General features: G+C 70.7%; 24 protein-coding genes. 5 read left to right on the forward strand and 19 right to left on the reverse strand.

Features of this window, described 5'->3' with window-relative positions:
• Positions 1 to 210: 210 nt before the first annotated feature.
• The 11 genes from AC1DSZ_RS20675 to AC1DSZ_RS20725 all read right to left on the reverse strand — a co-directional run bounded on the left by AC1DSZ_RS20675 (position 211) and on the right by AC1DSZ_RS20725 (position 15,863).
• The gene (locus tag AC1DSZ_RS20675) at positions 211 to 1,089 is read right to left on the reverse strand and encodes a DUF937 domain-containing protein (RefSeq protein WP_476840228.1); all 879 of its coding nucleotides are present in this window, start codon (positions 1,087 to 1,089) and stop codon (positions 211 to 213) included.
• 113 nt (positions 1,090 to 1,202) lie between these two features.
• The gene (locus AC1DSZ_RS20680) at positions 1,203 to 3,053 is read right to left on the reverse strand and encodes a monovalent cation:proton antiporter-2 (CPA2) family protein (RefSeq protein WP_476840229.1); all 1,851 of its coding nucleotides are present in this window, start codon (positions 3,051 to 3,053) and stop codon (positions 1,203 to 1,205) included.
• Positions 3,054 to 3,698: 645 nt separating this feature from the next.
• Positions 3,699 to 4,862 carry an ABC transporter permease gene (locus AC1DSZ_RS20685; RefSeq protein ID WP_476840314.1) on the reverse strand — a complete coding sequence of 388 codons (1,164 nt, stop codon included), beginning with the start codon at positions 4,860 to 4,862 and terminating at the stop codon, positions 3,699 to 3,701.
• A gap of 22 nt (positions 4,863 to 4,884) precedes the next feature.
• A complete protein-coding gene (locus AC1DSZ_RS20690) occupies positions 4,885 to 5,907 on the reverse strand; it encodes an ABC transporter permease (protein ID WP_476840315.1) in 1,023 nt (340 codons plus the stop codon).
• 7 nt (positions 5,908 to 5,914) lie between these two features.
• Positions 5,915 to 7,840, reverse strand: coding sequence for an ABC transporter substrate-binding protein (locus tag AC1DSZ_RS20695; protein WP_476840230.1), 1,926 nt, complete (start codon positions 7,838 to 7,840; stop codon positions 5,915 to 5,917).
• Positions 7,837 to 9,750, reverse strand: coding sequence for an ABC transporter ATP-binding protein (locus tag AC1DSZ_RS20700; protein WP_476840231.1), 1,914 nt, complete (start codon positions 9,748 to 9,750; stop codon positions 7,837 to 7,839). The genes AC1DSZ_RS20695 and AC1DSZ_RS20700 overlap by 4 nt, the downstream gene beginning before the upstream one ends.
• Before the next feature lie 159 nt (positions 9,751 to 9,909).
• A complete protein-coding gene (locus tag AC1DSZ_RS20705; protein ID WP_476840232.1) occupies positions 9,910 to 11,853 on the reverse strand; it encodes a glycosyltransferase in 1,944 nt (647 codons plus the stop codon).
• The gene (locus AC1DSZ_RS20710) at positions 11,850 to 12,977 is read right to left on the reverse strand and encodes a glycosyltransferase family 4 protein (RefSeq protein ID WP_476840233.1); all 1,128 of its coding nucleotides are present in this window, start codon (positions 12,975 to 12,977) and stop codon (positions 11,850 to 11,852) included. Before AC1DSZ_RS20710 ends, AC1DSZ_RS20705 begins: the two co-directional genes overlap by 4 nt.
• Positions 12,977 to 14,290, reverse strand: a complete 1,314-nt coding sequence (locus AC1DSZ_RS20715) for a glycosyltransferase family 4 protein (RefSeq protein WP_476840234.1) — start codon at positions 14,288 to 14,290, stop codon at positions 12,977 to 12,979. Before AC1DSZ_RS20715 ends, AC1DSZ_RS20710 begins: the two co-directional genes overlap by 1 nt.
• 10 nt (positions 14,291 to 14,300) lie before the next feature.
• On the reverse strand, positions 14,301 to 15,581 hold the full coding sequence (locus AC1DSZ_RS20720) for a glycosyltransferase family protein (RefSeq protein WP_476840235.1): 1,281 nt from the start codon (positions 15,579 to 15,581) through the stop codon (positions 14,301 to 14,303).
• Positions 15,582 to 15,722: 141 nt separating this feature from the next.
• Entirely contained in the window at positions 15,723 to 15,863 is a 141-nt protein-coding gene (locus AC1DSZ_RS20725; protein ID WP_476840236.1) for a hypothetical protein, read from the reverse strand.
• A gap of 61 nt (positions 15,864 to 15,924) precedes the next feature.
• On the opposite strand from AC1DSZ_RS20725, the gene AC1DSZ_RS20730 reads away from it, so the two are divergent.
• On the forward strand, positions 15,925 to 16,098 hold the full coding sequence (locus tag AC1DSZ_RS20730) for a Flp family type IVb pilin (RefSeq protein ID WP_476840237.1): 174 nt from the start codon (positions 15,925 to 15,927) through the stop codon (positions 16,096 to 16,098).
• Between the two features lie 13 nt (positions 16,099 to 16,111).
• Here AC1DSZ_RS20730 and AC1DSZ_RS20735 read toward each other — a convergent pair whose 3' ends face one another.
• Positions 16,112 to 17,011, reverse strand: a complete 900-nt coding sequence (locus AC1DSZ_RS20735) for a LysR substrate-binding domain-containing protein (RefSeq protein WP_476840238.1) — start codon at positions 17,009 to 17,011, stop codon at positions 16,112 to 16,114.
• A 167-nt stretch (positions 17,012 to 17,178) separates the two neighbouring features.
• Between AC1DSZ_RS20735 and AC1DSZ_RS20740 the strand changes: the two genes are divergently transcribed.
• Positions 17,179 to 17,550: a YjiS-like domain-containing protein gene (locus AC1DSZ_RS20740; protein ID WP_476840239.1), complete on the forward strand. Its 372-nt coding sequence runs from the start codon at positions 17,179 to 17,181 to the stop codon at positions 17,548 to 17,550.
• A 77-nt stretch (positions 17,551 to 17,627) separates the two neighbouring features.
• On the opposite strand, the gene AC1DSZ_RS20745 is transcribed toward AC1DSZ_RS20740, so the two are convergent.
• Entirely contained in the window at positions 17,628 to 18,371 is a 744-nt protein-coding gene (locus AC1DSZ_RS20745; RefSeq protein ID WP_476840240.1) for a 16S rRNA (uracil(1498)-N(3))-methyltransferase, read from the reverse strand.
• 415 nt (positions 18,372 to 18,786) lie between these two features.
• Here AC1DSZ_RS20745 and AC1DSZ_RS20750 point away from each other — a divergent pair, with 415 nt between their 5' ends.
• Together AC1DSZ_RS20750 and ubiA are read left to right on the forward strand one after the other, a co-directional pair.
• Complete coding sequence (locus AC1DSZ_RS20750) at positions 18,787 to 19,257, forward strand: hypothetical protein (protein WP_476840241.1); 471 nt, start codon at positions 18,787 to 18,789, stop codon at positions 19,255 to 19,257.
• Positions 19,254 to 20,201: a 4-hydroxybenzoate octaprenyltransferase gene (ubiA, locus tag AC1DSZ_RS20755; protein ID WP_476840242.1), complete on the forward strand. Its 948-nt coding sequence runs from the start codon at positions 19,254 to 19,256 to the stop codon at positions 20,199 to 20,201. The genes AC1DSZ_RS20750 and ubiA overlap by 4 nt, the downstream gene beginning before the upstream one ends.
• A gap of 481 nt (positions 20,202 to 20,682) precedes the next feature.
• On the opposite strand, the gene AC1DSZ_RS20760 is transcribed toward ubiA, so the two are convergent.
• Positions 20,683 to 21,537 (reverse strand): dienelactone hydrolase family protein, encoded by an 855-nt coding sequence (locus tag AC1DSZ_RS20760; protein WP_476840243.1) that lies wholly within the window; start codon positions 21,535 to 21,537, stop codon positions 20,683 to 20,685.
• Between the two features lie 129 nt (positions 21,538 to 21,666).
• Here AC1DSZ_RS20760 and AC1DSZ_RS20765 point away from each other — a divergent pair, with 129 nt between their 5' ends.
• A complete protein-coding gene (locus AC1DSZ_RS20765) occupies positions 21,667 to 21,888 on the forward strand; it encodes a DUF2093 domain-containing protein (RefSeq protein WP_476840316.1) in 222 nt (73 codons plus the stop codon).
• Here the strand turns inward: AC1DSZ_RS20765 and lpxK are convergent.
• The 5 genes from lpxK to AC1DSZ_RS20790 form a co-directional block, all read right to left on the reverse strand.
• The gene (gene lpxK, locus AC1DSZ_RS20770; RefSeq protein WP_476840244.1) at positions 21,872 to 22,882 is read right to left on the reverse strand and encodes a tetraacyldisaccharide 4'-kinase; all 1,011 of its coding nucleotides are present in this window, start codon (positions 22,880 to 22,882) and stop codon (positions 21,872 to 21,874) included. The genes AC1DSZ_RS20765 and lpxK overlap by 17 nt on opposite strands.
• Positions 22,882 to 24,168, reverse strand: coding sequence for a 3-deoxy-D-manno-octulosonic acid transferase (locus AC1DSZ_RS20775; protein ID WP_476840245.1), 1,287 nt, complete (start codon positions 24,166 to 24,168; stop codon positions 22,882 to 22,884). The genes lpxK and AC1DSZ_RS20775 overlap by 1 nt, the downstream gene beginning before the upstream one ends.
• On the reverse strand, positions 24,165 to 24,890 hold the full coding sequence (locus AC1DSZ_RS20780; RefSeq protein ID WP_476840246.1) for a lysophospholipid acyltransferase family protein: 726 nt from the start codon (positions 24,888 to 24,890) through the stop codon (positions 24,165 to 24,167). The genes AC1DSZ_RS20775 and AC1DSZ_RS20780 overlap by 4 nt, the downstream gene beginning before the upstream one ends.
• Before the next feature lie 24 nt (positions 24,891 to 24,914).
• Positions 24,915 to 25,160, reverse strand: coding sequence for a DUF4170 domain-containing protein (locus tag AC1DSZ_RS20785; protein ID WP_188516536.1), 246 nt, complete (start codon positions 25,158 to 25,160; stop codon positions 24,915 to 24,917).
• 159 nt (positions 25,161 to 25,319) lie between these two features.
• Positions 25,320 to 26,171, reverse strand: a complete 852-nt coding sequence (locus tag AC1DSZ_RS20790; RefSeq protein ID WP_476840247.1) for a 3'(2'),5'-bisphosphate nucleotidase CysQ — start codon at positions 26,169 to 26,171, stop codon at positions 25,320 to 25,322.
• Positions 26,172 to 26,254 lie beyond the last annotated feature (83 nt).

Genomic DNA, 26,254 nt, shown 5'->3' on the forward strand with positions numbered 1-26,254 from the left:
CCTGGATGCCCTTCCCGACCTGCTGCCCAGGTCGCCGGGGATGACGGCCCCAAAGCCAGACAAGCCTTGCGCCATCACGGGCCACCCCTCGCCGTCATTGCGAGCGCCAGCGAAGCAATCCAGCCTAACGCCGGGCTTTCAGACTGGATTGCGTCGCCTTCGGCTCGCAATGACGAGCGGAGAACCGCGGCGCTGCACGCGGACGGCTTCTCACTTAGAGGGCGTCGTCTCGGGCTTCTCGCCGCCCCACACCTGGGCCATCACATTCTGGAGATTGCGCAGGTGCTGCTGCTGCACCTCGCGGCCGGTTTCAACCAGCTGCGTGAAGGCGTCGAAATCCGGCGCGGTCGGGGCCTCGGCCGGGGGGGTCTGATCAGCCGCATCGGGCGCGGGGGGAGCGTCGGCGGCGGGTGCGGGCGCTTCGCCGGGCGTCGCGACCTGCGGCGTCGCGGCGCGCTCCATGATGCCGGCCATCATGGCGCCGAGGCCGGCTGGGTCGAACATGTTGGGCTCGTCAGCCTTGGCGGGCTCGGGCTTGGGCGGCGGCGGGCCGCCCACCAGTTCGCCCAGGATCTCGCCCCAGTTCTCCGGCACGCCCATCGGGAAGGCGGCGGGCTTGGGTTCGGGCTTGCCGCCCATGGCTTTGGAGAACGCCTCCATGGCGCTCGCCATCGCGCCGCCGAAGGTCTGCCAGGCGCCGCCGGTCAGCATGGCCGCCATGGCGGGCATCATCTGCTGCATCACGGCCGAGCTCATGCCGGTGGCGGTCGCGGCCTGCTGGGCGATCTGCGGGCCGAGCTGCGGCGAGCCGAACAGCGCCGCCATCACCTGCTGGCCCTGCTGCATGCCCTGCGGCGAGAACGGCTGGATGGCGCCGGGCTGCTGCGTCGGCGGAATCGACAGGGCGGCCATCAGGTAGGGCCAGGCCTGCGGGTTCTTCAGCTGCTGGCGCAGCGCCAGCGTGAAGGCCGGCAGCAGCGCATCGACGGCCGCCTCGCTCTGCTGCGGCGTCAGGCCGAACTGCTGGGAAAATGCGTCGAGGGCGTTCCCGCCCTGCGCCTTCTGCATCATGTCGAACAGATTGATCATCCCGATCCCAGACCTGCGCCCGCAAGCGATCCCCGGAAAACCGGTTCATGACATTGCAAGCGCAAGGTCTCACGGGTTGTGGCTTTTTCCAATGCGCCTGTGGGGTGGCGCCCTCATTCAATCGTGGGGGTGTCCATCACGTCCTGGGTCTCCGCCGTCAGCGCCTTGGAGCGCGCTTTCGGCGCCGTGAGCGGCTCGGGTGTCAGGCGAGGAACGAGCTTGCTGTAGTCCGCCGGCCGCAGCTTGCCCTCCACCTGCTGCAGCGCCAGGCGCTGCTCGTCGCGCTCGCGCACGCCAAGACGCACTTCCTCGGCGCGGGAGGCTTCGGCCCCCAGGGCGATCAGCGTCTCGCGGCCGAACTCCAGCGCCGAGATCAGCGTCTCGCGCATCTGGTAGTCGACGCCGGCCTTGATGAGGTCGATGGAATGGATGCGGTCGTAAGCGCGGGCATGCACCTGGGCGAGCGGGAAGTTCTCCCGCACGAGCTCCACGATGGTGAGCGCCGCCTGCCGGTCGTCCACGCACACCGCGATCACGCGCGATTGCCCGGCCCCGGCCGCCCGCAGCACGTCGAGCCGCGCCCCGTCGCCGTAATAGACCTTGAAGCCGAACTTGCCGGCCGCCTTGATGCGGTCGACGTTGTTATCGATCACGGTTACGTCCACGCCGTCAGCCAGCAGCACCTGCGTGGTCAGCTGGCCGAAGCGGCCAAAGCCGATCACCAGCACGCTGCCCTGCGCGCCGTCGAAGCTGGACGGGTCGAAATCCGGCTCCGGCCGGGCCGCGTCGCGCCGTTCCAATCCGATCTCGATGCCCTTGGCGGTGATCGGGCCCAGCACCATGGTGAGCGCCGCCAACGCCGAGGCAAGGCTCGCAGTTTGCGCGTCCAGGATCGCGAGCGCGCCCGCCATGGGCACCAGCACGAAGGCGAATTCGCCCGCCGGGGCCAGCAAGGCCGCGCTGCGCAGCGCATCGCGCGGCTGCGACCCCATCCAGCGCTCCAGCGCGTAGGCCACCGCGATCTTGAGCCCGATCAGCCCCACGGCGGCCAGCGCCAGCGGCAGCGCGCGCGACAGGATCACGGTCGCGTCCATTCCCATGCCGACGCTCATGAAGAACAGGCCGAGCAGAAGGCCGCGGAAGGGCTCGATGTCCGCCTCGAGCTGGTGGCGGAAGTTGGATTCCGACAGCAGCAGCCCGGCCAGGAAGGCGCCGAGCGCCATCGACATGCCGGCATGCTCCATGATGATGGCCGCGCCCAGCACCACCAGCAGCGCCGCCGCCGTCATCACCTCTCGCGCGCCCGTCCAGGCCAACACCCGGAACAGCGGGTTCAGAAGGTAGAGACCGGCCAGCACGATCGCGGTGATCGACCCGACCGCGACGCCGGTGGAGCGAAGCCCCTGCCAGAGGTCCGGCCCGGCCGCCGCCGTCCCGGGCGCCAGCAGCGGCACGATGGCGAGGATCGGCACCACCGCCATGTCCTGAAACAGCAGCACCGCAAAGGTGCGCTGGCCATGATGCGTTTGCAGCGTGCCGCGCTCGTCCAGGATCTGCAGCGCGATCGCGGTGGCCGACAGCGCGAAGGCGACGCCCAGCAGCGCGGCCGCGCGCGCCGTCAGCCCCAGCGCCATGCAGGCCAGCGCGATCAGCACGCCCGTGACGACGAATTGCGCGGCCCCGAGCCCGAAAATGTCGCGCCGCATGGCCAGCAGCTTGGAGGGCTTCAGCTCCAGCCCGATCACGAATAGCAGCATCACGACGCCGACCTCGGCGACGCCCCGCACCGAATCCGCGTCGTTGAACAGCCGGAGCCCCGCCGGCCCGATGGCCGCGCCCGCCACCAGGTAACCGATCACGGCCCCCAGCCCGAGCCGCTTGAAGATCGGCACCGCCAGCACGGCGCTGAGGCAGAAAATCAGGATGGGCGCGATGAAGCTCGTCGTTCCGTGTGTTTCAGGCATGTTTCCGGGCCGGGGAGGGGGATCGCGGGATCATAGGGCGAGATTCCGGACGTGGCGAGGGCGGGATGTCCGGAGTTCCATGTCAGCCGTCGCCCACCCCATCGCAACCCCTCGCCGTCATTGCGAGCGTAGCGAAGCAATCCAGGGGCCACCCGCTCGATGCTGCGGCATCCAGCACGGCCCCGACGCCTGGATTGCTTCGCTGCGCTCGCAATGAGGGGAGGGTGTTATCGCTGGCCGTGAAAGCAGGACATTTTGCGTTCTCTCGCGCCGCCATCCCGGACGCCCTGCGGAGAAATCGCATGGGGCGCCCACCCTATCGAAACGCCTCGCCGTCATTGCGAGCGTAGCGACGCAATCCAGGGGCCACGCGCTCGATGCTGCGTCATCCAGCACGGCCCCGACGCCTGGATTGCTTCGCTGCGCTCGCAATGACGGGAGGGTTTGATCCCGTCGTTTGAACGGGAGATGCCGCACCGTCTCAGCCGTCATCGCCGGCGACCTGCGAAGCAGGGCGGGAAGGGGATCCAGGGCCACGGCTCGGATTGGCGCCCGGTCTCCTGGATCCCCTTCCCGGTGCTTCGCGCCGCCGGGAATGACGAAGAGACAGGGCTCTTCCTGATGGCGGCGACGACGGAGCGCCGCTCAGCTATACGGGTCCGCCGCGTCGCGCAGGCCGTCGCCCATGAAGTTGAAGGCGAGCACCACCAGCACCACCGGGATCATGGGGGCGAGCAGCCAGGGGTAGAGGTTCACGGCCGCGAGGTTCTGCGCCTCGTTCAAGAGAACGCCCCAGCTGGTGACGGGCGGGCGCAGGCCGAGGCCGAGGAACGAAAGCGCCGTTTCGCCGAGGATCATGGACGGGATCGACAGGGTCGCGCTGGCGATCAGATGGCTCATGAAGTTGGGCACGAGATGATGCGCGATGATGCGCGCCCGCGAGGCGCCCATGAGCTCGGCGGCGCGCACGAATTCCTCCTCGCGCAGCGCCAGCAGCTTGGACCGCACCGCGCGCGCCAGCCCGGGCCAGTCCAGCAGGCCGAGGATCAGCGTAATGGCGAAGAACACCAGCACGGGGCTCCAGTTCGCCGGGAGGGCGGCTGACAGGGCGAGCCACAGCGGCAGCTCGGGCAACGAGCGCAGGACCTCGATCATGCGCTGCACGGTGGCGTCCACCCAGCCGCCCATGTAGCCCGCGAGGCCGCCCAGCGTCAGGCCGATAACGAAGGACACCGCGATGCCGAGCAGGCCCACGGTCAGCGAGATGCGCGCCCCATAGATGATGCGCGAGAACAGGTCGCGGCCGAGCTTGTCGGTGCCGACCAGAAAGAACGTGCCGCCCTCCGGCGGGCAGATCAGGTGGAAGCGAGACTGGATCACGCCCCAGAACGCATAGGGCGCGCCCTCGCAGAAGAAGCGCAGCGGCTGCGGCCTGGTCTGGTCGACGACGTATTCGCGCCGGAACGTGTCGAGGTTGAACTTGAACGCGTAGGGATAGACGAAGGGCGTCCGCAGGCTGCCCTCGTGCATGATGTGCACGCCCTGCGGCGGCGCCGACAGGTGCTCGGCGTTGCGCGTCGCCAGCCCATAGGGGGCGATCACCTCCACGAAGGGCAGCATCAGGTAGAGCGCGGCGAGGAAGATCGCCGAGGCCAGCGCCACCCGGTGGCGCTTGAACTTCCACCAGATGAGCTGCAGCGAGGAGGCGCGATAGAACGCCTCCTCATGCGCGCTCATCTTCTCGGCCGCGCTCGGGTCGAACGGGGCCGTGTTGACGTAGTGGCCCGGGGCGTTCGGGTCATGCGTGATGGGGGCGAGGCTGGCGCTCATCTCACCTCTTTCGCCCGCCGAAGCGGATGCGCGGGTCGATGGTGGCGAGCAGCAGGTCCGACAGGAGCATGCCCACCACCGTCAGCACCGCGACGAACATCAGGATGAAGCCGGCCAGGAACTGGTCCTGCTGCTTCAGGGCCTGCAGCAGCACCGGCCCGACGGTGGGCAGGCTCAACACGAGCGACACCAGCACGGAGCCGGAGATCAGGTGCGGCAGCAGGTTGCCGATGTCGGCCACGAAGGGGTTCAGCGCCATCCGGAACGGATATTTGATCAGCGCCGGCATGGGCCGCATGCCCTTCGCCTTGGCGGTGATCGTGTATTGCTTCTGCAGCTCGTCCAGCAGGTTGGCGCGCATGCGCCGGATCATCGCGGCCGTGCCCGAGAGCCCGATCACCACCACGGGGGCGATCAGGTGCGAGCCGATCGAGCCGAGCTTGGCCATGCTCATGGGCTCGCTGTCGTAGCGCGCGTCCATCATGCCGCCGATCGAGATGCCGAACCAGCGGTTGAGGTAGAACAGCAGGATCAGGGCGAGGAGGAAGTTCGGCGTCGCCAGCCCGATATAGCCCAGCAGCGTGGCCGCGTAGTCGCCCCACGAATATTGCCGCGTCGCCGAATAGATCGCGATCGGGATCGCGATCACGTGGACGAAGATCACCACCGCGACATTCACCAGCAGCGTGAGCCCGAGCGCGCCGCCCACGACCTCGTTCACCGGGCGCTGGAACTCGAAGGACCAGCCCCAGTCGCCCTGCAGCAGTCCCGAGAAGCCGTTAGGGCCGGACCAGGCGCCGATCCAGATCAGGTATTGCTCCCACACCGGCCGGTCGAGCCCGTATTGGGCGCGCAGGAACTCGGCCTTGGCGGCGGCGGCCGGGTCGCCCTGCGAGCGCAGCTCGGCGATCTGGTTGCTGAGATAGTCGCCGGGCGGCAGCTTGATCACCACGAACACCAGCGCCGAGATGGCGACCAGCGTCAGCAGCATCGTGACGGCCCGGCGCAGGATGTAGAGCGCGATCGCCATGTCAGGCGCCCGCCGCGTAGTAGTATTCGTCGATGCGGTACACGCCCATCAGCGAGGTCGGCTCCCAGGAGAACAGCGCCTTTTCGGGCACGTTGCGCAGCCGCTTGTTGACCACCACGGGCTGCAGCTCGCCCGCGATGGTGCCGATCGTCCACTGGTTTTCGGCGTGCAAGGCCAGCATCTCGCGCCAGATCGCGGTGTTTCGCGTGTCCTCGGTGGCGGTCAGCCACTCCTTGTAGAGCGCGAGGAGGCGCTTGCCGCCGGGCGTGTCCGGCTCCTCGCCGGCGTGGCCCTGCGTCTCGAAGTGCTGGCCCCATTTGGGCCAGCTGTAATGCTCCTGCCGCACCGGCGCGAGCTCGGTGGGCGGCATCATGGCGGTCGGCACGGCGTTGTCGAGGCCGGTCGCCGCCACCATCACGGTCTGGCCCGAGAACGAGCGCTGGCGCAGGATGCCGCGGTCCTGCGGCTTCATGAACAGCTTCACGCCGACATCGCGCCAGAACTCGGTGATGAGCTGCAGCGCGTCGACGATGTCGGTCGACTCGCCGTCCACCTCCACGACGATCTCCAGCGTCCGCCCGTCCGGCAGGGTGCGGAAGCCGGAGGAATCGCGGCCCGTCAGCCCCACCTCGTCGAGCAGCCGGTTGGCGAGCTCCGGGTCGTAGCCGGCGTTGTCGGTCCGGAACACGTCCGAATACAGCATGCTGGTCGCCAGCACGGTGTTGTTGCCCTCCACGCCCAGCCCGAACAGCAGCGCGTTGTTGAGGATGCGCCGGTCGATGGCGGCCGACAGCGCGCGCCGGTAGCGGATGTCGCGGTTCAGCCGCCGCCACTCCGGGTCGGCCGTGTTGAGGTTGGGATAGAGCGTGTAGATCGACCCGCGCGCATAGGGCCAAAGCAGCGTGCGGTAGTTCTGCGCCGCCTCGCCTTCCTTCAGCACCGGCACGTCGTTCATCGAGAGGCCGCGCGCCTGCAGGTCCACCTCGCCGGCGTTGCTCTTGGCCGGAAACAGCCCGGGCGAGGCCACGTCCACCAGCACCTTGTCGACATAGGGCAGCTGCCGCCCCTCCGGGTCGAGCCGGTGGAAATAGGGGTTGCGCTCGAACACCATCCGGTTAGCCGGCGGCGGCGTGATGAGCCGCCATGGCGTCAGCACCGGCGCGTCGGGGTTGCTGTACTCGTAGTCATCGTCGAGCCGGTTGTGCAGCGCCGCCCAGTTGCGAAGCTTGGCGGCCGCGATGGCCTTCTCGATCACGCCCTTCTCGGCGTAACGCTTGTGGAACGCCCGCAGATATTGCGACGGCGAGAACAGCCGCAGCGGACGCGGCATCGCGAGCGCGGGCAGGAAGCGCGGGTTCGGGGCGTCCCAGGAATAGCGGATGCGCAGGTCGTCGATGATCTCGAAGCGCGGCAGCTTGCCGTCCACCATGAAGAGCTCGGGCGGCCCGCTCGGGCTCAGATCCTTGTTGAGCGCCACGTCCTCCCAATAGTAGCGGAAGTCCTCGCTCGTGAAGGGCTGGCCGTTGGACCAGCGATGCCCGCGCCGCAGCGTGAACGTGAAGACGCGGTTGTCCTGCTCCTCGTAGCTCTGCGCCAGGTCCGGCTGCAGCGTCAGCGTCTCGTCATAGCCGACCACGCGGGTGTAGCCGTTGGCCGACATGTAGCGGAGGTCGCGCGTCTTCGCGATCAGGGTGCGGATCTCGCCGCCATAGCGCCCCACCGTGCGCTTGCGCGACGCGAAATCGGCGATCAGCGGCGTGGTCGGCAGGCGGTCGATCACGGGCGGCAGCAGGCCCTTCTTCACCCGCTCGGCCAGCATGGGCGATTCCTGGAAGGAGAAGCCCTCGGCCCGCAGGGCGCCGGGCGCCGCCGCGACGGCCGCCGCCGCCAGCCCGGTCTGGAGTACGCCACGGCGCGTGATCGTCATGACGCGGCCCTCAGCGGTTCTTGTTGCGCCACGGGCTCGCACGGCCGCGCCAGCGCGATGCGGTGGTCGGGCTCCACCTCCACCATCTCGGGACGGGTCTCGCCCGGCACGAGCCGGAACGGCTCCGGCCAGTCCGCCGGGTTGGAGAACCCGCCGCCCGTGAGGCGCGAGAAATCGAGCAGGTGGTCGAGGTCCGGGCTCGGCACGGCGGCCAGCAGCGCCTGCGTGTAGGGGTGCTTGGGCGAGCGGAACAGCGTCTCGCGCGGCGCCTGCTCGACGATGACGCCCCGGCACATCACGGCGATGTCGTTGGCCATGTAGTCCACGACCGCGAGGTTGTGCGACACGAACAGGTAGGAGAGTCCGATCGCGGTCTGCAGGTCCTTCAACAGGTTCAGGATCTGCGCCTGCACGGAGACGTCGAGCGCCGAGGTCGGCTCGTCGCACAGGATCACGGCCGGGTTCAGCGCCAGCGCCCGCGCCAGCCCGATGCGCTGCCGCTGCCCGCCCGAGAACGAGTGCGGATAGCGCCGCATGGAGCGCTGGTCGAGGCCGACGAGCTCGAGCAGGTCCTTCACGCGCTGGAAACGCTGGTCCTCGTTGCCGATGCGGTGGATGCGCAGCGGCTCGGCCAGGATGTCGTACACCGTCATGCGCGGGTCGAGGCTCGAGAACGGGTCCTGGAACACGAACTGCACGGCCCGGCGATAATCCTTCAGCTCCGAGCCCTTGAGCTTGAACACGTCGCGCGCGCCGGTCCCGTCGTCGAAGCACACGCTGCCGCAATCAGGCGCCATGGCGCGCATGATCACCTTGGACAGCGTGGTCTTGCCCGAGCCGCTTTCGCCCACCAACCCCAGCGTCTCGCCGGCGCGCAGCGTCAGGTTCACGTTGGAGAGCGCCGCGATCCGCTGCGGCGTCCCGAAAAGCCCGCCCGAGCGCAGCGTGAACGTCTTGCTGACGCCGGTCACGTCCAGCACGGTGCGCCCCGCCGGCACGGGCTCGCGCCCGCAATGGGCGGCGGCCGCGGCCGCGGCGGCGTCGATCTTGATCTCGCGCAGCGGCGTCAGGCGCTCGTCCTGCTTCATGTCGAAATGCGGCACGGCGCGCATCAGCGCCACCAGATAGGGGTGCTGCGGCCGGCGGAAGATGTCCTCGCGCTCGCCGCGCTCCATCACCTGGCCGCGATACATCACCACGACGTCGTCGGCCATGTTGGCGACCACGCCGAGGTCGTGCGTGATCAGCAGCACCGCCATCTGGGTCTCGGCCTGCAGCTCCTTGATCAGCGCCAGGATCTGCGCCTGCGTGGTTACGTCCAGCGCCGTGGTGGGCTCGTCGGCGATCAGCAAAGCGGGGCGGCAGATCAGCGCCATCGCGATCATGGCGCGTTGGCGCATGCCGCCCGAAAGCTCGAACGGATAGGTGGTGAGCATGCCCTTGGGATCGCGGAAGCCGACCCGCTCGAACACCGCCATGGCGCGCGCCTCGGCGTCCTCCTGGCTCACGCCGTCATGGATGCGCAGCGCCTCCGTCACCTGGTCGCCCACCGTGTGCAGCGGCGACAGCGACGTCATCGGCTCCTGGAAGATCATCGCGAGCCGCGCGCCGCGCAGCTGGCGCATCTTCTCGCTATCGGGATCGAGCTTGACGATGTCCACCGGCCCGCCGCCGAGCGGATCGCGAAACAGGATCGAGCCGTTGACGATGCGCCCGCGCTTGGGCAGCAGGCGCAGCATCGCGTTGGCGGTCACGGACTTGCCGGAGCCGGACTCGCCCACCACCGCCAGAGTGCGGCCGGGATAGAGATCGAACGACACGCCCCGCACCGCATGCACGAGCCCGGCGTCCGCGGTGAAATCCACCGCGAGATCCCGGATGCTGACCAGCGGTTCGGTGTTCGGCGCCATTTCGCTCCCGCGGTCCCGCTCGTCGTCGACCGTCCGGACCAGAAGAGCCGGAGCGGACGAGCCTGTCGACGAGTTTTCGTGTCCGTCCCGCATCTTGGCCTCACCTGTCCCTAACGCACAACTCCGGGATAAAGGCGACGCTGGCATGAAACTCCTGCTTCAGCCATGCGGTAGCTCAAACGCCTCCTCGGCCGACACGAAACGAACGGCCCCCGTGGCTGCCAGCCGGGCGAAAAGCTCTTCCACGAAACCCCAGATCCAGCCGTCGTGAACAAGGTGGTGGGTGAGCAGGCCGAAGGGCTCGTCCGGGTCCGCGATCCCTGCCGCCAGCGCCCGCGCATGGGCGGCGACGAGCCCGATCAGCGCCGCCTCGTCAGCAAGGCCACGGTCGCCGCGCCAATCGACGGGGTCGAGATGCGTGTTGACCTGCCGCAGTCCCGGCGCCGCATCGGGCGCTCGGCGGGCCTTGAAGGTCGACAGGCCGCGAAAACCGAGCCCTGGCAGCGCCGGCAAGAGTGCGGGATCGATGCGGTTCCAGGGCGGAACCAGCACGGGTAGGGCGCGCGCGCCGAACATCTCCTCCAGGCGGTCCCGGCCGAACTGGAGCTCGGCCAGCACCAGGTCGCCCGGCGCGTGGCCGAGTTCCTGCTTCTTGGCGCCCTCGGGCGCGTGGTTGCGATGCGCCCATCCATGCTGCAGCACGCTGGCGAGCGGGGCCGTCCGCAGCCGGTCGGCAAGCTCCGGCCGCACCGCCTCGGGAATCACCGCCAGCGCGACCGGGCAGCCGACGCGCTCGGCCAGCGCGAGCATGTGGTCCAGCGCCGGCGAGGGGGCGACGCAGTCGTCGTCCCGCCACCACAACGTCATGCTGCGCCCTGCCGATCGCAGGGCCGCGAGCGCATCGTCCAGTGCGCGCCAGGAAAGGGCCCGCTGCGTCGCCGCCGCGGCGGCGCTTTCCAGAAGCGCGCAGGCGCGCTCGGCCCCGTCGCCCCAGTCCGGCCAGTGCGGCCGTGGCCCGGCCGAAACCTCGTGCACGGCGCGCAGAAGCGCCTCCGGGGTGAGGCCCGCTTCTGGCAGCGTCACGACGAGCCCGCGCTCGGCCAGGGCCTCCGCCCGCAGGCGCTGCTCGCGCTCGTCGCCTTGCTCGAAAGGAACCAGCACGGCCCGCGCGCCGGCCGCCGCGATATCCATCACGGTGTTGTAGCCCGCCTGGCTCACCGACACGGCGGCCTCGCGGAGCAGCGGGATGAAATCCGGCCGCGCCCGCTCCACGATGACCCGCTCCGACCCGCGCGCCCGCAGCGCCTCGAAGTCGCGTTCCGCCACCCCATGCCCGGCCAGGATGCGCCAGGATCGCCAGAGTGGATCGACGCGCCCGGCCTCGACGCCGGCGCTCAGCAGCGGCAAGCCGGCCGCGCCGCCGCCGCCCGACACCACGATCGCGCCGGCCTGCGCCGGGCAGGCTTGCGCCGGGCCGGGCTCCCCGGCGGGGGGAGCCTCCGGCGGCGGGTCGCCCACATAGCCCGTATAGGCGAGCCGGCGCCCCAGCTCGTCGCCGACCGGCCAGGACGCGTCGAGCGGGACCACCTCCGGGTCGCCATGCACGAGCACGCGATCGTAAAAGGCGCAGAGCCGCTCCAGCGTCTCCTCCGCGCGGCTAGCCCGCGACGGCGACTGGAGGATGTCCCTCACCGAGCACACCACCGCCGGGCGCGGGTCGCGGCCGCGCGCGCTTTCGAGCAGCGGCAGGAATTCGGCCGCGAGCTGGCGGCGTCCGAACGGAAACAGCTCCGTCACCAGCAGGTCGGGGCGCGTGCGCTCGAAGGTCGCCAGAGTGAGCGCCCGACGCTCGGCCAAGGTCTCCGCCGTGAGAGGCGCGCCATCCGCCCCGAGCAGCGTCGCGAAATCCGTGCCGACGCAATGCGCCGACGGCAACTGCACGAGCTCCACCCCGTCGAGCCGCACCATCGGGGCCGGCCGGCCGCCGCTGACCAGCGTGACCCGGTGGCCACGCCGAGCCATGGCGCGGGCCAGCGCGGCCGTGCGGGCGAGATGGCCGGTGCCTAGCAGATGCGTGACGACGAACAGCGCCGAGAGGCTCATGCGGCGCGCTCCGCGAAAGACCGGCCGGCCTCGGCCAGCGCGGCTTGGAGCCGCGTGGCGGCGGCCTCCAGCGTGCGCGTCGCGAGCGCCTGCTCCCGGGCCGCGACGCCCAGCGCACGCAGCCGGTCGGGGGCGTCCAGCAGCGACGCCAGCGCGCTTGCGAACGCCGCGGCGTCGCCCGGCGGCGTCAGCACGCCCGTGCGGCCATCCTCCACCACGCCGGAGACGCCGCCATACGCGCCCGCAAGGGCAGGGCAGCCAAACAAGGCGGCCTCCAGAAAGGCCATGCCGAAGGCTTCGTTCACGGCCGGCCAGGCGAGCAGGTCGGCGCCCACGTAAAGCCGGGCCAGCCCGGCCCGGTCCAGCTCGCCATGGAGACGGACCCGGTCGCCAAAACGCGCGAAGGCCGCCTCGACCTCCGGCCGGGCAGGGCCGTCACCTGCCACGTCCAGCGTCCACGGCCGCTCCCCAAGCATGGCAAGCGCTTCGGCGAGCACGCGGAACGATGCCAGCTTGTCGCCGGCCCGCATCATCCCGACCGCCAGCAAGCGGGACGGTTCGGCCGCCGACGTGCCGCGCCGCTCCGACTGCGGCCATGCCGCCGCGTCCAGAAAGGGCGGGAAATCGAGGAGCCTCTGCGCGGCCGGCCGGGCTTGCTCCAGAATCTGCCGGTCCCGCGCGTTCATGATCAGCACGGCGTCGGCCCGGTCCAGCGCCGCCTCGGCCAGCGCATGCCCGAGCGCCCACGGTCCGCCGGCGCGCTTGGGTGCGCGCGAGCCCTCCACGACAACGTAAGGCAGCCCCAGCGCGGTCGCGACCGCGGGGCCGAACACGTCCGGCGCCTTGTAGTGCACATGATAGGTCAGCACCGCGCCGGGCCGCTCGGCCGGCGGGCGGCGCTGCGCCTCTTCGACGAAGCGCCCGGCAGCGTCGCGCGCCTCGGCGGCGAGACGGCGCATCAGGCTCGCGTCGCCGCGCGGATCGAACATGCGCAGCCCGCAGGGCCGCTCGGCCGCGATGCCCGCCTGCTCAAGCGCCCGCAGCAGCAGCCGCGCGATCTCCCGGTCGCCGGACGGGGCGGGGTGCTCCGGCGGCTTCAGGGGCGCGTGGAATACGACCCGCATCAGGACGCCGCTGCGACGAGCGCGCCCGGGGAGGCGAGGGGAGGCTCCGCCCCGAGCGACGCATCCAGCCTGTGCGCAACGGCGTCGACGCCTGCTTCGAACGAAAACGCCCGAACCCGGCGCGCCGCCGCCTCGCCGAGGCGCGCGCGAAGCGCCGGCGTGCGGATCAACCTCTCCAGTGCATCAGCCAGCGCAACGGGATCGCGCGTCGGCGTCAGCACGCCCTCGACGCCTTCGCGAACAAATTCGGGCACGCCCGCGAACGCGGTGGACAGGATGGGCAGCGCCTGCGTGGAGGCCTCCATGATGACGTTGGGCAGTCCGTCGCGGTCGCCGTGGTCGCCCTCCCGGCAGGGCAGCGCGAAAATGTCGGCGTCGCGCATCGCCGCCACCACGGCGTCCTGCGCCTGGCCGCCCAGCCACTCGATGCGGTCTGCGAGGCCAAGCGTCGTGGCCCGGGCGCGCAGCGCATCCTTGAGCTCGCCCGAGCCGATATGGGTGAACCGCCAATGGAGGCCGGCCGGCAGGCGGCTCAGCGCGTCCAGCAGGTCGTCATAACCCTTCTTGGCCACCGCGCGCCCGACCGAGAGAATGCGGACCGGATCGCCCGGATCGGACCCGTCGCGCGCCGGGCGCGACGAGGGCGCCGCCGGAAACCGGCCCAGGTCGAGGCCGTGATAGACGAGCGCGACCCTCTCCGGGTGATCGGCGGGCGCGAGGCGCTGCAATTCATCCAGCCCCATCCGGGTGCACGTGACCCCCCACGCGGCGTCCGCGATCTTCTCGCGCTTCTCCCAGTCCGGCGTGGTCCAGATGTCCTTGGCGTGCGCCGAGAAGCTGAAGGTCCGGCCGCTCAACAGGCACGCGTAGCGCACCACCGAGGCCGGCGTGTGGAGATAGTGCACATGGACGTGCCGGATGGCCGGGTCGAGCTCACGCGCCAGCACCAGCGCCTGCCCGAGCCGCCGGGCCCGGTTCGGTGTGAAGTCCCGCTTCAGGTCGCGCCAGAAGAGGCGCAGCAGGGCGCCCAGCGTCGGCCTGCGCAGCGCGGCCGCCGCGCCCGCCAGCACCCGCAGGGGCTCCTGGTAGAGATATTCCGGCAGGTAATCGACCGGAGCGCTGATCTGCCGGTTCAGCGGGTGCACGGCCTTGTCGGTGGGCCGCCGCAGCGCCCAGATGGCGAGTCGGAACCCGGCGCGCTCCAGGCCCAGCATCTCCTGCGCGATGAAGGTCTCGGAGAGGCGCGGATAACCCTTCACCACCACGGCCACGGCCGGCAGCGCCGCGCGTCCCGGCGCAGGATCGAGCGTCATGGACGCCGGCTCACTCGGCCGCCATGCCGACGCCGGAGCGCCCGCGGCCGGTCCGTGCGTCCTCGAACCACGGCCGCGTCATCGCGCCGATCCGCTCCAGCCCGTCCAGCAGGTCCGGGATCACCGCCTGCGAGGGCTTCGGCTGGCTCATCAGCGCTCGGATCGCGGCCGCCATTTCGAGCGGGTCGTGCGTCGACGGCGGGTTGTCGAGCCCGTCGAGCTGGCGCACCAGCCCGGCCTCCTCGGCGAACTGCGCCCGGATCGCCTGCTCGAGCCGCGGCGTCTTGCGCGGCACGATCAGGCCCGGCTTGTCCATCGAGAGGATCTCGCAGAACGTGTTGTATCCGCCCATCGCGACGATCGCGGAGGCCTTCTGCATCAGGTGCTCGATCTTGGAATCGAACGCGATGGCGTCGACCTTCTCGAGCTTGGCGATGCGCCCCATTAGCGATTGCCGCGCCCCGCGCGACACGAAGGGGCCGAACACCACCAGGGCCGGGATCGGGATGTCGGGGTCGCGCTCATAGGCCGACACCACCCAGTCCAGCAGGGCCGGCCCGTCGCCGCCGCCGCCGGTGGTGACCAGCACGAACGGCCCGCGCGTCAGCTTGGGATAGCGCGAGAACTGCGGCGGATCCGGCAGTTCGCGCCGCAGATAGCCCGTATAGGTAATGCGCTCGCGCACCGCCTCCGGCAGGTCGAGCGCGGCCAGCGGCTCATAGAGCCGGCGCAGCCCGTAGATCCAGATGTCGTCGTAGAAATCCACCAGCGCCTGCACGGCGCCCTTGCGCTCCCACTCGGGCGCGAGCAGCGCCGGCTCGTCCATGACGTCGCGGATGCCGAGGACCAGCCTGGCCCCGCGCTGCTTCATCAGCTGCAGCGTCGGCAGGATCTCGCCGCGGAAGCCGGTCGGCTCCTTGTCGACGATCACGAGGTCCGGGTCGAGCGCCAGCGCGGTGTTGCGGATGATGGCCTCGCGCAGCGCCACCGCCTCGTCGAGCCCGATCTTGAGGTTCAGCGTCGTGTAGTCGCCGTCCGGCAGCTTCACCACGCCGGGCACGCGCACGAAGTCGACGCCGTTGCCGAAATCGAAGCTCCCCACCACGGGCGAGCCGGTCACGATCACCACGGAGGCGTCCGGCGCGGCCTGCACGAGCGCGTTCGCGATGGCGCGCGACCGGCGCAGATGCCCGAGGCCGAACGTGTCGTGACTATAGATCAGGACCCGCGGGGCGCGTTTCACGCCGGCGCCCCAGGGAGCGCTGAATGCGCCTGGAACGGGTTGGAACATCGTGTCGCACTCCCGCTCGCAAGGGCCCAGGCCCCCAGGTCGGCAATCGAATCGGCAGGTGAAAACGCCTGCTGCAAATCACTGTTCCGCAACGGCCGCCTGAGCCGGGAGTTCTGGCCTACGCGCTTCACCAATTCAAGGTTACACGCCTTGGCGTGACCAGCAAGTGACGAGAATCAAGCCGGCGCTCACCGGAGCCGGACCCGAACCAACGCGCAAAAGAGCCGCCACGGCGCCCTTTTCGCCCAGGAACACAACCATAGCGAGCTTTTTCACCGCCATGATCACGCTCCATTAAAAGACACACGCGTAAGTTGTATGAACTGAGGTTGGCGACCCCCTGATGATCCGCGCCCTGAACGACTTTTGCCAAGACGAAACCGGCGCGACGTCCATCGAATATGGGCTGATCGCCGCCATCATCTCGCTGGTGATCATCGGCGGCTCGGGCTCCATCCGCAGCGCGCTGTGGGATCTCTTCAACTCCATCCTGAGCAACATGGCGTCCGCAACCTGACGGCCAGCCCGGCTCACTCCGCCGCGACCGCGTCGTCGTCCGGCGCGATGCTGGCCCCCTTCAAATTGTCTAGGCTGGAAACGATGTGCCCCGCCAGCGCGTCCGCCAGCGCCGAGCGCTCGTGCCGGTTGCGCATCAGGCCGATCTTGCAGGACGGCAGCGTCGGGAAGCCCTCCGACGGCCCCAGCACGCGCATGCCCGGCCGCGCCGCGCTCTCGGGCAGCACGCCCACCGCGAGCCCGGCCAGCACGGCGGCCCCCACGGCGTTGGAGTTCCAGCTCGAATACAGGATGCGATAGGGCCGCCCCATTGCGTCCAGCCGCTCGGTCGCGGCCTGGCGCCAGTTGCAGGTCGGCCGCCCCAGCGCCAGCGGCAACAGCCCTTCCTCGTGCACGGCGTGGCGCAGCGACGCCACCCACAAAAGCCGCTCCTTGCGGATCACCTCGGCCGGGCCGCGGCTCTCCACATGCGTGATGATCGCGAGATCGAGGTCGCTGGTCTGGATGCGGTCCGCCAGCATGGGCGTCGGCTCGCACACCACCGTCACCTCCACCTTGGGGTTGGAGCGCGAAAAGCGCGCCAGGATCTCGGGCAGGTACCGGTCGGCGTAATCGTCCGGCACGCCCAGCCGCACCCGGCCGGCCAGCTCGGCGTCCGCGAAGCTCGCCAGGCACTCCACGTTGAGCCGCAGGATGCGCCGCGCGTAGTCGAGCAGCCGTTCGCCGTCCTCGGTGAGGCGCGAGGCCCGGCCGTCGCGCTCGAACACCGGCTTGCCCAGCCGCTCCTCCAGCCGCTTCATCTGCATGGACACGGCCGACTGCGTCTTGTGCACCACCTCGGCCGCCTTGGTGAACGACCCCGTGTCGCAGATCGCCACGAAAGTCTTCAGCTGATCGATGTCGAGAAGGTGCATGACTTCACCCGGGCGCGCGTGACGGCTCCGTGACAATGATCGTTTTTACTGATGCAGTCCATCATGAACATTCGTTTCACTTATGATCTGCCGTTGCGTAGATCTGTCGCACGGTCGACGTTCCGGCCGCACCCGCCGGAATGGCGCGAAACACGCAGGAGATCACGATGACCGCCCCCGCCCAGCAGGCCCTCGCACCCTCGTTCACCGGCGCCGGCGCGCTCGTGGCGCGCGTGGCCGTCGCCTGGAAGCGCTGGCGCAATCGTCAACAGATCGCCGAGCTTCTTGCGCTGGACGACCACCTGCTCGCCGATCTCGGCGTGGCGCGCGGCGACGTTTTCGAAGCCCTGTCCCATCCGCCGGCCCGCGACTGCTCCGCCTCCCTGGGGGCGTCCGCCGCCCGGGCGCGGCAGGAGGAGACGATGAGGCTGCGGGAAAGCCTTCGATCGGCTCGGATTCTGAATCTCCCGAAAGCCGAGCTCCAGCCCGGCGCAGCCGCCGTAGCGGCTCCCATGGCCCAGGTCGGCCACGCCGCCTGACCCATCCCCCGTTTAGCGGCTGCGCGACCCCCTCCCGCAGCCGCTCCTGGGGCCCCGCTTCACGGCGGGGCCCTTTTTTATGCGCGCCAGTCGCCGAGCGTCGCCTGCACGAGCGCCAGCGCGGCCACCGCGGCCGTGTCGGCGCGCAGGATGCGTGGGCCCAGCGACAGCCGCAGAAGCCGCGGCAGGCGCATGAGCTGCGCGCGCTCTTCCGGTGAAAACCCGCCCTCGGGCCCGATCAGGATCGCGGCCGGTCCGGGCTCGACGCCCCTCAGCGCCGAAAGCGGGTCAGCGACCTCCGCGTCTTCGTCGCAAAAGATCATCAATCGTGATGGATCCCATTCGGCCAGCAGTCGGTCGATCCGGATCTCGTCAGCCACGTCCGGCACGCACAGCACGCCGCATTGCTCGGCGGCCTCCACGACATTGGCGCGCATGCGCTCGATGTTCACCCGCGACACCTGCGTGTGACGTGTGAGCACCGGCTGGATGCGGCTCGCCCCCATCTCCACGGCCTTTTGCAGCATGTAGTCGAGGCGCGCATGCTTCAGCGGCGCGAACAGGTAGTGGAGGTCGCCCGGCGCAGGCTGCGGCCGCGTCTGCTCGGCGATCTCGGCGGTCGCGGCCTTCTTGGAGCCCTTGTCGATGCGGGCCAGGAACTCCCCGTCGCGGCCGTTGAACAGGAGAAAGCGGTCCCCCTCCTGCATGCGCAGCACGTTCAAAAGGTAGTGCGAGGGATCGCGCTCCAGCGCCAGCGTCTGGCCAGCCGCCAGCGCGGCGTCGACGAAAATGCGGTGCGCGCGAAAATCATAAGCAGCCACGGCGGCTCTCCTGGAAGCGCCCCTCATAAAGCCGCGCCGTCCGGATTTCAGCCGTTTTCTCGCGCTAGGCAGCCATTGGAGCCGGGCAAAGGACGAAAGCTCTTTGGCTGGAAATCAACTATCCCCTCATCCTGAGGAGCATCGCCCCTCGGCGATGCGTCTCGAAGGACGAAGGACTCCAGTACGCACCGAGATTGAGCGCACTGGACCCCTCGTCCTTCGAGACGCAGGCCCAAATGGGGCTGCTCCTCAGGATGAGGGGCATGTTGGTTGCTCGCAGCGTTGAGAAACGCTGGACCAACCGCAAATCGCGTGAGGCTGCGCGCGGACGTTGCGCCGCTTCGCCTCATGCTGGTAAGGAACCTCGATGGTAAACAGGGGACGAAGCATGGTCTCGGCGGATGTGCGTGCGCGGTTGGCGGTCAGGTTCGCGCTCGCCGCGATGATGGGCGGCGCCGCGCTGGCGTCGTTCGGCTCGCAGGCTCACGCGCAGGCGGCCGCGTCCGATTGCGCGTCGATCGGCCCGCTGCTCCAGCAGCGCGGGGCGCTCCTGCAGCGCGCCACCAACTTCGCCAAGAAGAAGCCGACCGCGGCCGAAGCCTGCAGCGTGTTCACGAGCCTCGCGGCCAATGGCGCCAAGGTGCTGCCCTGGCTGAAGACCAACGCGGACTGGTGCCAGGTGCCCCCGCAGGTCACCGAGACGATCAGCCAGCAGTCGGCCCAGGTGAACAAGGCCAAGGCCAACGCCTGCCAGGCGGCCGCCATGCAGAAGAAGATGGAAGCCCAGGCCAAGCGCGGCGGCGGCGGACCGCAGGCGCCCGGCCTCTTCGGCGGCGGCGACGACGTGGTCGGCGGTCCCATCAAGATGCCCCAGGGCGCTCTGTGACAGGCAGCCCGTCCGCGGCCGGCCCGGTCCTCCCGGACGCGCCGCGCGGCAACCTCGTCGACAACTACGCGCCGGCCGCGTGGCGGCCCTATCTGCGTCTCGCCCGCATTGACCGGCCCATCGGCTGGTGGCTGCTGCTGCTGCCCTGCTGGTGGTCCGCAGCAGCGGCGGCGAGCGCCGACGGCTCCGGCCCGCCGTCCATTCTCACGCTGGCGCTGTTCTGGATCGGCGCCGTGGCGATGCGCGGCGCCGGCTCCACCTACAACGACATCGTCGACCGCGACCTCGATCGCCAGGTTGAGCGCACCCGCAACCGACCCATCCCATCCGGGCAGGTCACGGCCCGGCAGGCGGCGTGGTTTCTTCTCGCCCAATGCGGCGTCGGCCTCGCGGTTCTGCTTCAGTTCAACCGCTTCGCGATCGCGACCGGCTTCGCGTCGCTCGTTTTCGTGCTGATCTACCCCTTCATGAAGCGCATCACCTCATGGCCGCAGGCCGTGCTGGGCCTCGCCTTCGCGTGGGGCGGTCTCATGGGCTGGGCCGCGCATTACGGCGCGCTGGGCTGGCCGGCGGTGTTTCTGTATGCGGCCGCCATCGCGTGGACGATGGGCTACGACACGGTCTACGCCATCCAGGATCTCGAAGACGACGTCATCGCGGGCATCAAGTCCACGGCCCGCATGTTCGGCGCCCATGCGCGCGAGGCCATCGGGGCGCTCTATCTCTTTGCCATCGTGTTCGCTGCCGCCGCCATCCGCAGCGCCCATCTGGGCGTCTGGGCCTATCTGGGCCTCATGGCCTTCGCCATGCACCTCTTCTGGCAAGTCCGCGTCCTGCGCAAAGCCGACGGCGCCGTCGCCCTCCGCCTCTTCCGCTCCAACCGCGACGCCGGCCTCCTCCTCTTCGCCGGCCTCGCCCTGGACGCTGCCTTCCGCACCCTCTGAGCGCCTCGAGCGACGGCGGAGAACGCTGCCGGACCGCGAGCCTCCAGGCTCGCATCTTCGCGACAATGGAGAGCCTGCGAGCCTGAAGGCTCGCGGTCCAGGTTCAGCCGCTGTCCCGCCACTCACCCAGGCGCAGCCCGGCGGGGTCATGCGCAGCCGGGGAAAAGCGCGAAAACCGGAAGTCGCTCAACTCTCTCCGTCATCCCCGGCGGCGCGCAGCGCCGGGAAGGGGATCCAGGAGTGAGCGCCTTTGCCCCTGGATCCCCTTCCCGACCTGCTGCGCAGGTCGCCGGGGATGACGGCGGAGAGGTCTCGTCAACCGTCGCGACGGCTCGAAGCGGCGCGGTTCTCCTCGCCGTCATTGCGAGCCGGAGGCGAAGCAATCCAGCCTAAAGGCCCAGCGCTAGACTGGATTGCTTCGCTGCGCTCGCAATGACGGGAGGGGAGGCCGCCATTCACGTCAAAACGCCGAAGCCCCCGGTCACCTCGCCAGAAACGCCGGGACGCGCCGGATGGCGTCTTCGCGGCCGGCCGGGTTGGTGCCGGCGCGCGCTTCGCCGCTGTCGGAGGCCGTGTAGGCGAGGCCGCGGCGGGTGACGACGGCGAGGTCGGGGTGGTCGAAATCGTGCACGGCGTCCGGGTAGGTGACCAGGGCGGCGTTGCGGCCGGCCGCCTTGGCCTGTTCGACCAGGCGGCGGCAGGCGTCCGGGGGCGTCCAGTCGTCGTCCTCGCCGACCAGGATCAGCAACGGCAGGCGCGGCTTGTAGTGGCCGGTCGCCGCCAGCGTGCGGCAGCCGGGATAGAACGCCACCGCGCGGGCGAAGTCCGGGCCGTCCCCCATGGCGGCGCGGTCCGTCTTGGCGTCCCGGATGGCGTAGAGCGTGGTCGAGGCGCCGTTGGACCAGCCGAGGATGTTGACGGCCTCCGGCTTCACGTAGGGCTGCGCCTGCAGCCAGCGGCGGGCCGCATGGGCGTCGCTTTGCCGCTGGTGGTTGGGACGCACGACGCGCTCGCGGTTGCGGCACTGCGGCCCCTGCGCGCGCGGGCCGTAGCTGTCGGGCATCAGCACCACGAAGCCGAGGCCGACAAGCCGCTCGGCCCAGTCGGCGTCGCGCGGCGCGATAGCGCCGTTGCGCAGGAAGAGCCCGCCGCAACCGTGCAGGGCCACCACGGCCGGGAACGGCCCCAGGCCGGCGGGCTTGTAGAGGGCGGCGGCCAGCACCACGTCAGATCCCGCCAGGCGGATGCGCTCCGGCGCCGCCGCACGGACCGTCGCCGGGTGGGCCGCCGCGGCCGTGATCCACAACAGCGCCGGGAGCAGGGCGGCGAGACGCATCAACGAACACCGGGTTTCGGACGGGAGGCTTGGATGGGACCTCGCGCTGCGGTACACAGCGCGGACCCTTGACGCCAGCATCGCCGGTCCCGGCGGCGTCCGCAAGATCGAGCAGGAGTGATGCCTGTGCTGAACCGTTTCGAACGCCGTGGGCCCGTGCAGGGCGAGGCGGTCGTGGAATATCTCGACGGGGACTTCCGCGTCGTGAAGCCGGGCGCCTTCGTGCGCTGCGCCGTCACGCGCCAGCAGATCCCCGTGGACGAGCTCCGCTACTGGGATGTCGACCTGCAGGAGGCCTACGCCACCCGCGAGGCCGCGCTGGAGCGGCTCGGCGTCACCCGGAAGAGCTGAGCGCCCAGCGCTCCAGGGCCGTGGCGAACAGCCGGTCGGCCGCCGCGGGATCGCGAAACCGAAGCGTCACCGGCAGGACGTGGATCTCGCGTTCCTCGCCGGGCGCGAGCAGGCCCGCGAGGCGCACCTCGTCCTTGGCGGTGGTCACGACCAGAAAGTCCTTGCGGCGCGCCCGTGAGAGCAGCCGCGCCACTTCGCCGCGCGTGAAGGCGTGGTGATCGGGAAACGGCTGTTCCTCCACCACCCGCACGCCGGCGTCGCGCAACGTCGCGAACATCTTCTCCGGCCGGCCGATGCCCGCGAAGGCGAGCACCTTCTTGCGCTTCAGGGCCGCGACCGCCCGCGGATCGGGCGCGAGATCGGCAAACAGCACGGGCACGTCGCGCGCCGCGGCCTCGGCCGCGACGGCCTCGCCGGGCGCGCCCGGCCCGATCACCAGCACGGCGTCCACCTGGCCCAGCTGCGCGGCGAGCGGCGCCCGCAACGGCCCGGCCGGCAGGCACAACCCGTTGCCGACCCCCGCCGCGCCGTCCACCACGGCGATCCGGAGGTCCTTGGCGAGCGAGGGGTTCTGCAGCCCGTCGTCCATGATCACGACGTCGCCCAGCGCCGCGGCGAGCCGGGCGCCGGCGACGCGGTCCGGCGACACCACCGTGGGGGAGCGGCGCGCCAGCAGCAACGGCTCGTCGCCGGTGAAATCGTGACGGTGCCGGGCGAGGTCGACCCGGGTCGGCTCGCGCACCTTGCCGCCATAGCCGCGCGACAGAAAGGCGGGGCTCCGGCCGAGAGCCGCGAGGCGGTCCGCCGCCGCGAGCGCGGTCGGGGTCTTGCCGGCGCCGCCGGCCGTGAAATTGCCGACGCAAACCACCGGAACGCCGACGCGTTCGCCGGGGCGCTTCATCCGGGCCACGGTCGCCGCGCCGTATATCCACCCGAGCGGGGCGAGCAGGCGCGCGGCCGGCCCCCGGTCCCGCCAGAAGGCGGGAGCGCGCATCAGCGCTCCTCCAGGTGCATCTGCATGAGGTAGGGCTCCACCGCCGCCATGGTGCGGTCCACGCCGCCGCCGAACGAATCCACCGTGGCGGAGGCGGCGCGCGCCATCTTGCGCATCCGCATGCCGTCGCCGAGCAGGCGCATCAGCGTGTTGGCGAGCTGCTGCGCGTCCGGAACCGCCAGCGCGCCGCCGTCGCGGTCCAGCGCCGCATAGACGTCCGCGAAGTTCTGCACGTGCGGGCCGTGCAGGATGGCGGCGCCGAGCTTGGCCGGCTCGATCGGGTTCTGGCCGCCGTCGCCCACCAGCGACTTGCCGACGAACACCACCGGGGCCACGCGGTAGAATAGCCCGAGCTCGCCCATGGTATCGGCGATGTAGAGGTCGACGCTGCTGTCGGGCTCCAGCCCCCTGGAGCGCTGGGCGGCGCGCAGCTCGAAATCCCCCGCCACGGCCGCGATCTCGTCGCCGCGCTGCGGATGGCGGGGCGCGATGATGGTGAGGAGGCCGGGAAAATGCGGCGCGATGGCGCGGTGCACGGCCGCGACGATCTCGTCCTCGCCCGGATGCGTGGAGGCCGCGATCCAGCACGGCCGGCCCGCGATCAGCCCGCTCAGGGCCGACACCCGCAGCGGATCGGCGGGGGGCGGCGGCACGTCGAATTTCAGGTTGCCGACCACGCCGACGCGCGGCGCGCCCAGCCGCGCGAGCCTGTCGGCGTCGCCGGGCGACTGCGCCAGGCACAGGTCGAAGCGCCCCAGCACGGCCTCGATCATCCCGCCCATGCGCTGCCAGCGCCGGAAGCTGCGCTCCGACATGCGGGCGTTCACGAGCACCAGCGGAATGCCGCGGCGGTCCACGTCCACCAGCATGTTGGGCCAGATCTCCGACTCCGCGATCAGCACCAGGTCGGGCTGCCAGTGGTCGAGGAAGCGGCGGACGTAGGCGGGCACGTCCAGGGGCGCGAACTGGTGGAAGGCGCCGGCGGGCAGGCGGCGCTCCAGCAGGCGCGCGGACGTGACCGTGCCCGAGGTCACCAGCACGGCGAGCCCGCGCTGCGTCAGGCGCTCCACCACGGGCAGGAGCGAGAGCGTCTCGCCCACGCTCGCGCCGTGCAGCCAGGCGACGCGCCCGCGCGGGCGCGCGAGGGAGGGCTCGCCCCGGCGCTCGCCCACGCGGGTGCGCTCCTCCTTGCCCCGGCGGGCGCGGGCCTGCAGCAGCAGGCGCGTGAACGGGCCCAGCAGGCGCGTGCCGGCCATGTAGGCGCGCAGGCTCAGGGGCGTGCTCACGCGGCGTGCTCCTGCGGGCGCAGCGCGGCCCCGGGGTCGTGTCCGCCCACCAGCGCGTAGGCGCGGGCGTGCAAGTCGTCGAGCGCGCGCTGCAGCCGCGCCCGCGCGGCCTCCAGCGCCGCCGCATCCGCGTCCGCGGCCACCCGGATGGGCTCGCCCACGGCCACCACCCCGCGCCCGAACGGCAACCCAATCGAAGTCCGATCCCAGTTGGCGAGGGTGAGGCGGCGGCTGGTGACAACGGCGGCCGGGATGATGGGCCGGCCCGACATGCGCGCCAGCGTGACGACGCCGAGCCCGGCCACGCGGGCCGTCTTGGGGACGTCGGCCGTGAGCGTGACGCTGTCGCCGCCCGCCAGCGCCCGCAGCATCTCGCGCAGGCCGTAGACGCCGCCGCGCTTGTGCATCTTGGAGGGATTGCCGCCGGAAGCCCTGATCGGCCGGATGCCGAAGCTCTCGCACGCGGCCGCGTTGATGCCGCCGTCGCCGTGGCGCGAGATCAGCACCGCGTAGCGGTCCTGCGGCCGCTTGCCGAGCGGGATCATGAAATGCTGCCCATGCCAGAGCGCGCAGATGTAGGGCGCCTCGGCGTCGAGCCGGCCGTACAGGTCCGGCGGGTCCACGGTGAACCGGTTCGTGCGCTTCACGAGGCGCAGATAGCCGGCGAGCATGCGCCCGATGGCGCCCTGCACGGCCGGCGATCGTCCGATCGACTTCAACATGGGCGTGTCTGGCGCCGGCCCGCCTCAGCGCGCCGCAGCCGTCTCCGACGGATCGAGCAACCGGTGCAGGTGCACGATGAAGTAGCGCATGTGGGCATTGTCGACCGTGGATTGGGCCTTGGCCTTCCAGGCCGCGTGCGCCGACGCATAGTTCGGGAAAACGCCCACGATGTCGAGCTTGGTAAGATCCCGGAACTCGGTTCCGTCCAGGGTCACGAGTTCGCCGCCGAACACGAGATGCGGCAGTTGCTTGGCGGGCGTATCGGTCATCGGTCGGGTCCTCGACGCTGGTTGCGCTGCAGGGAACGGGGTGTCGGACTGGTTGTCGGTCGCACGGGGCGGCGAGCGCCGTCGAGCTGATGCTCCCAGACCGACCGCTCTCGTTTCTAGAGCATCATCTTTGCCCGCCAAACGGTTTCCAGACGGTGCTCAAAGCCCCGCGATGGCGTCCTTGTGGCCGGCCGCCTTGGCGATGGGGCCGCCCGACAGGAGCCGCGCGAGATCGCCCGCGAGCGCCGCGCCCGCGACCGCGATGGGCTCGTGCATGGTGCTGGCGCGATTATAGGTCGGCGTGGCGCCGGACGGCGTCTCGATCACGGCCCCGGCGGCGGTGACGATCGCGTGCGCGGCCGCCAGGTCCCAGTCATGCGCCCTGCCGCTCGCCAGTGCGCCGTCCACCGAGCCGTCGGCGACGTGCACGAGCCGGTAGGCCAGCGAATGGATCCGCGGCATGCGCCGGAACGGCGTCCGCGCTGCCTCCATGGCGTCCAGGATCGGCCCCGGCCCGGCGATGCGGGCCTGCGCGATCGCGCCGTGGCCGGAGGCCCGGATCGGCGCGCCGTTGCGCAGCGCCGGCCCGCCGGGCAGCGCCTCGTACATCACGTCCTGCACAGGGGCGTACACAAAGCCCGCCACCGCGATCCCGTCCTCGACGAGGCCGAGCGCGATCGTCCAGTCCGTGTCGCCGCGCGCGAAGGAACGAGTGCCGTCGATGGGGTCCACCACCCAGACATGCCGGCGCTCGAGGCGCGACGGATCGTCGGCGGTCTCCTCCGACAGCCAGCCGAAATGGGGCGCGAGATCCATCAGGCGCTCCTTCAGGAAGCGGTCGACCGCGAGGTCGGCCTCCGTGACGGGCGAGCCGCCGTCCTTGTAGCTGACGTCGGCCGACGTCTTGGCGCCGTGGCGGAAAAACGAAAGGGCGAGTTTCCCGCCCTCGATCGCGGCCGCGCGGGCGGCTTCGAGCGCGCCTTCCGGGATGTGGCTCGGCTTGGGGGCCATGCTGGTTTCCAGTTCGGGGGAGCGCTGTCTTCTAGCCCCGATGCTGCAATGCGGCAAGCTCAGGCCACGCTGCAAGGGACCGG

The organism is Alsobacter sp. P4_H11, from assembly GCF_056400925.1.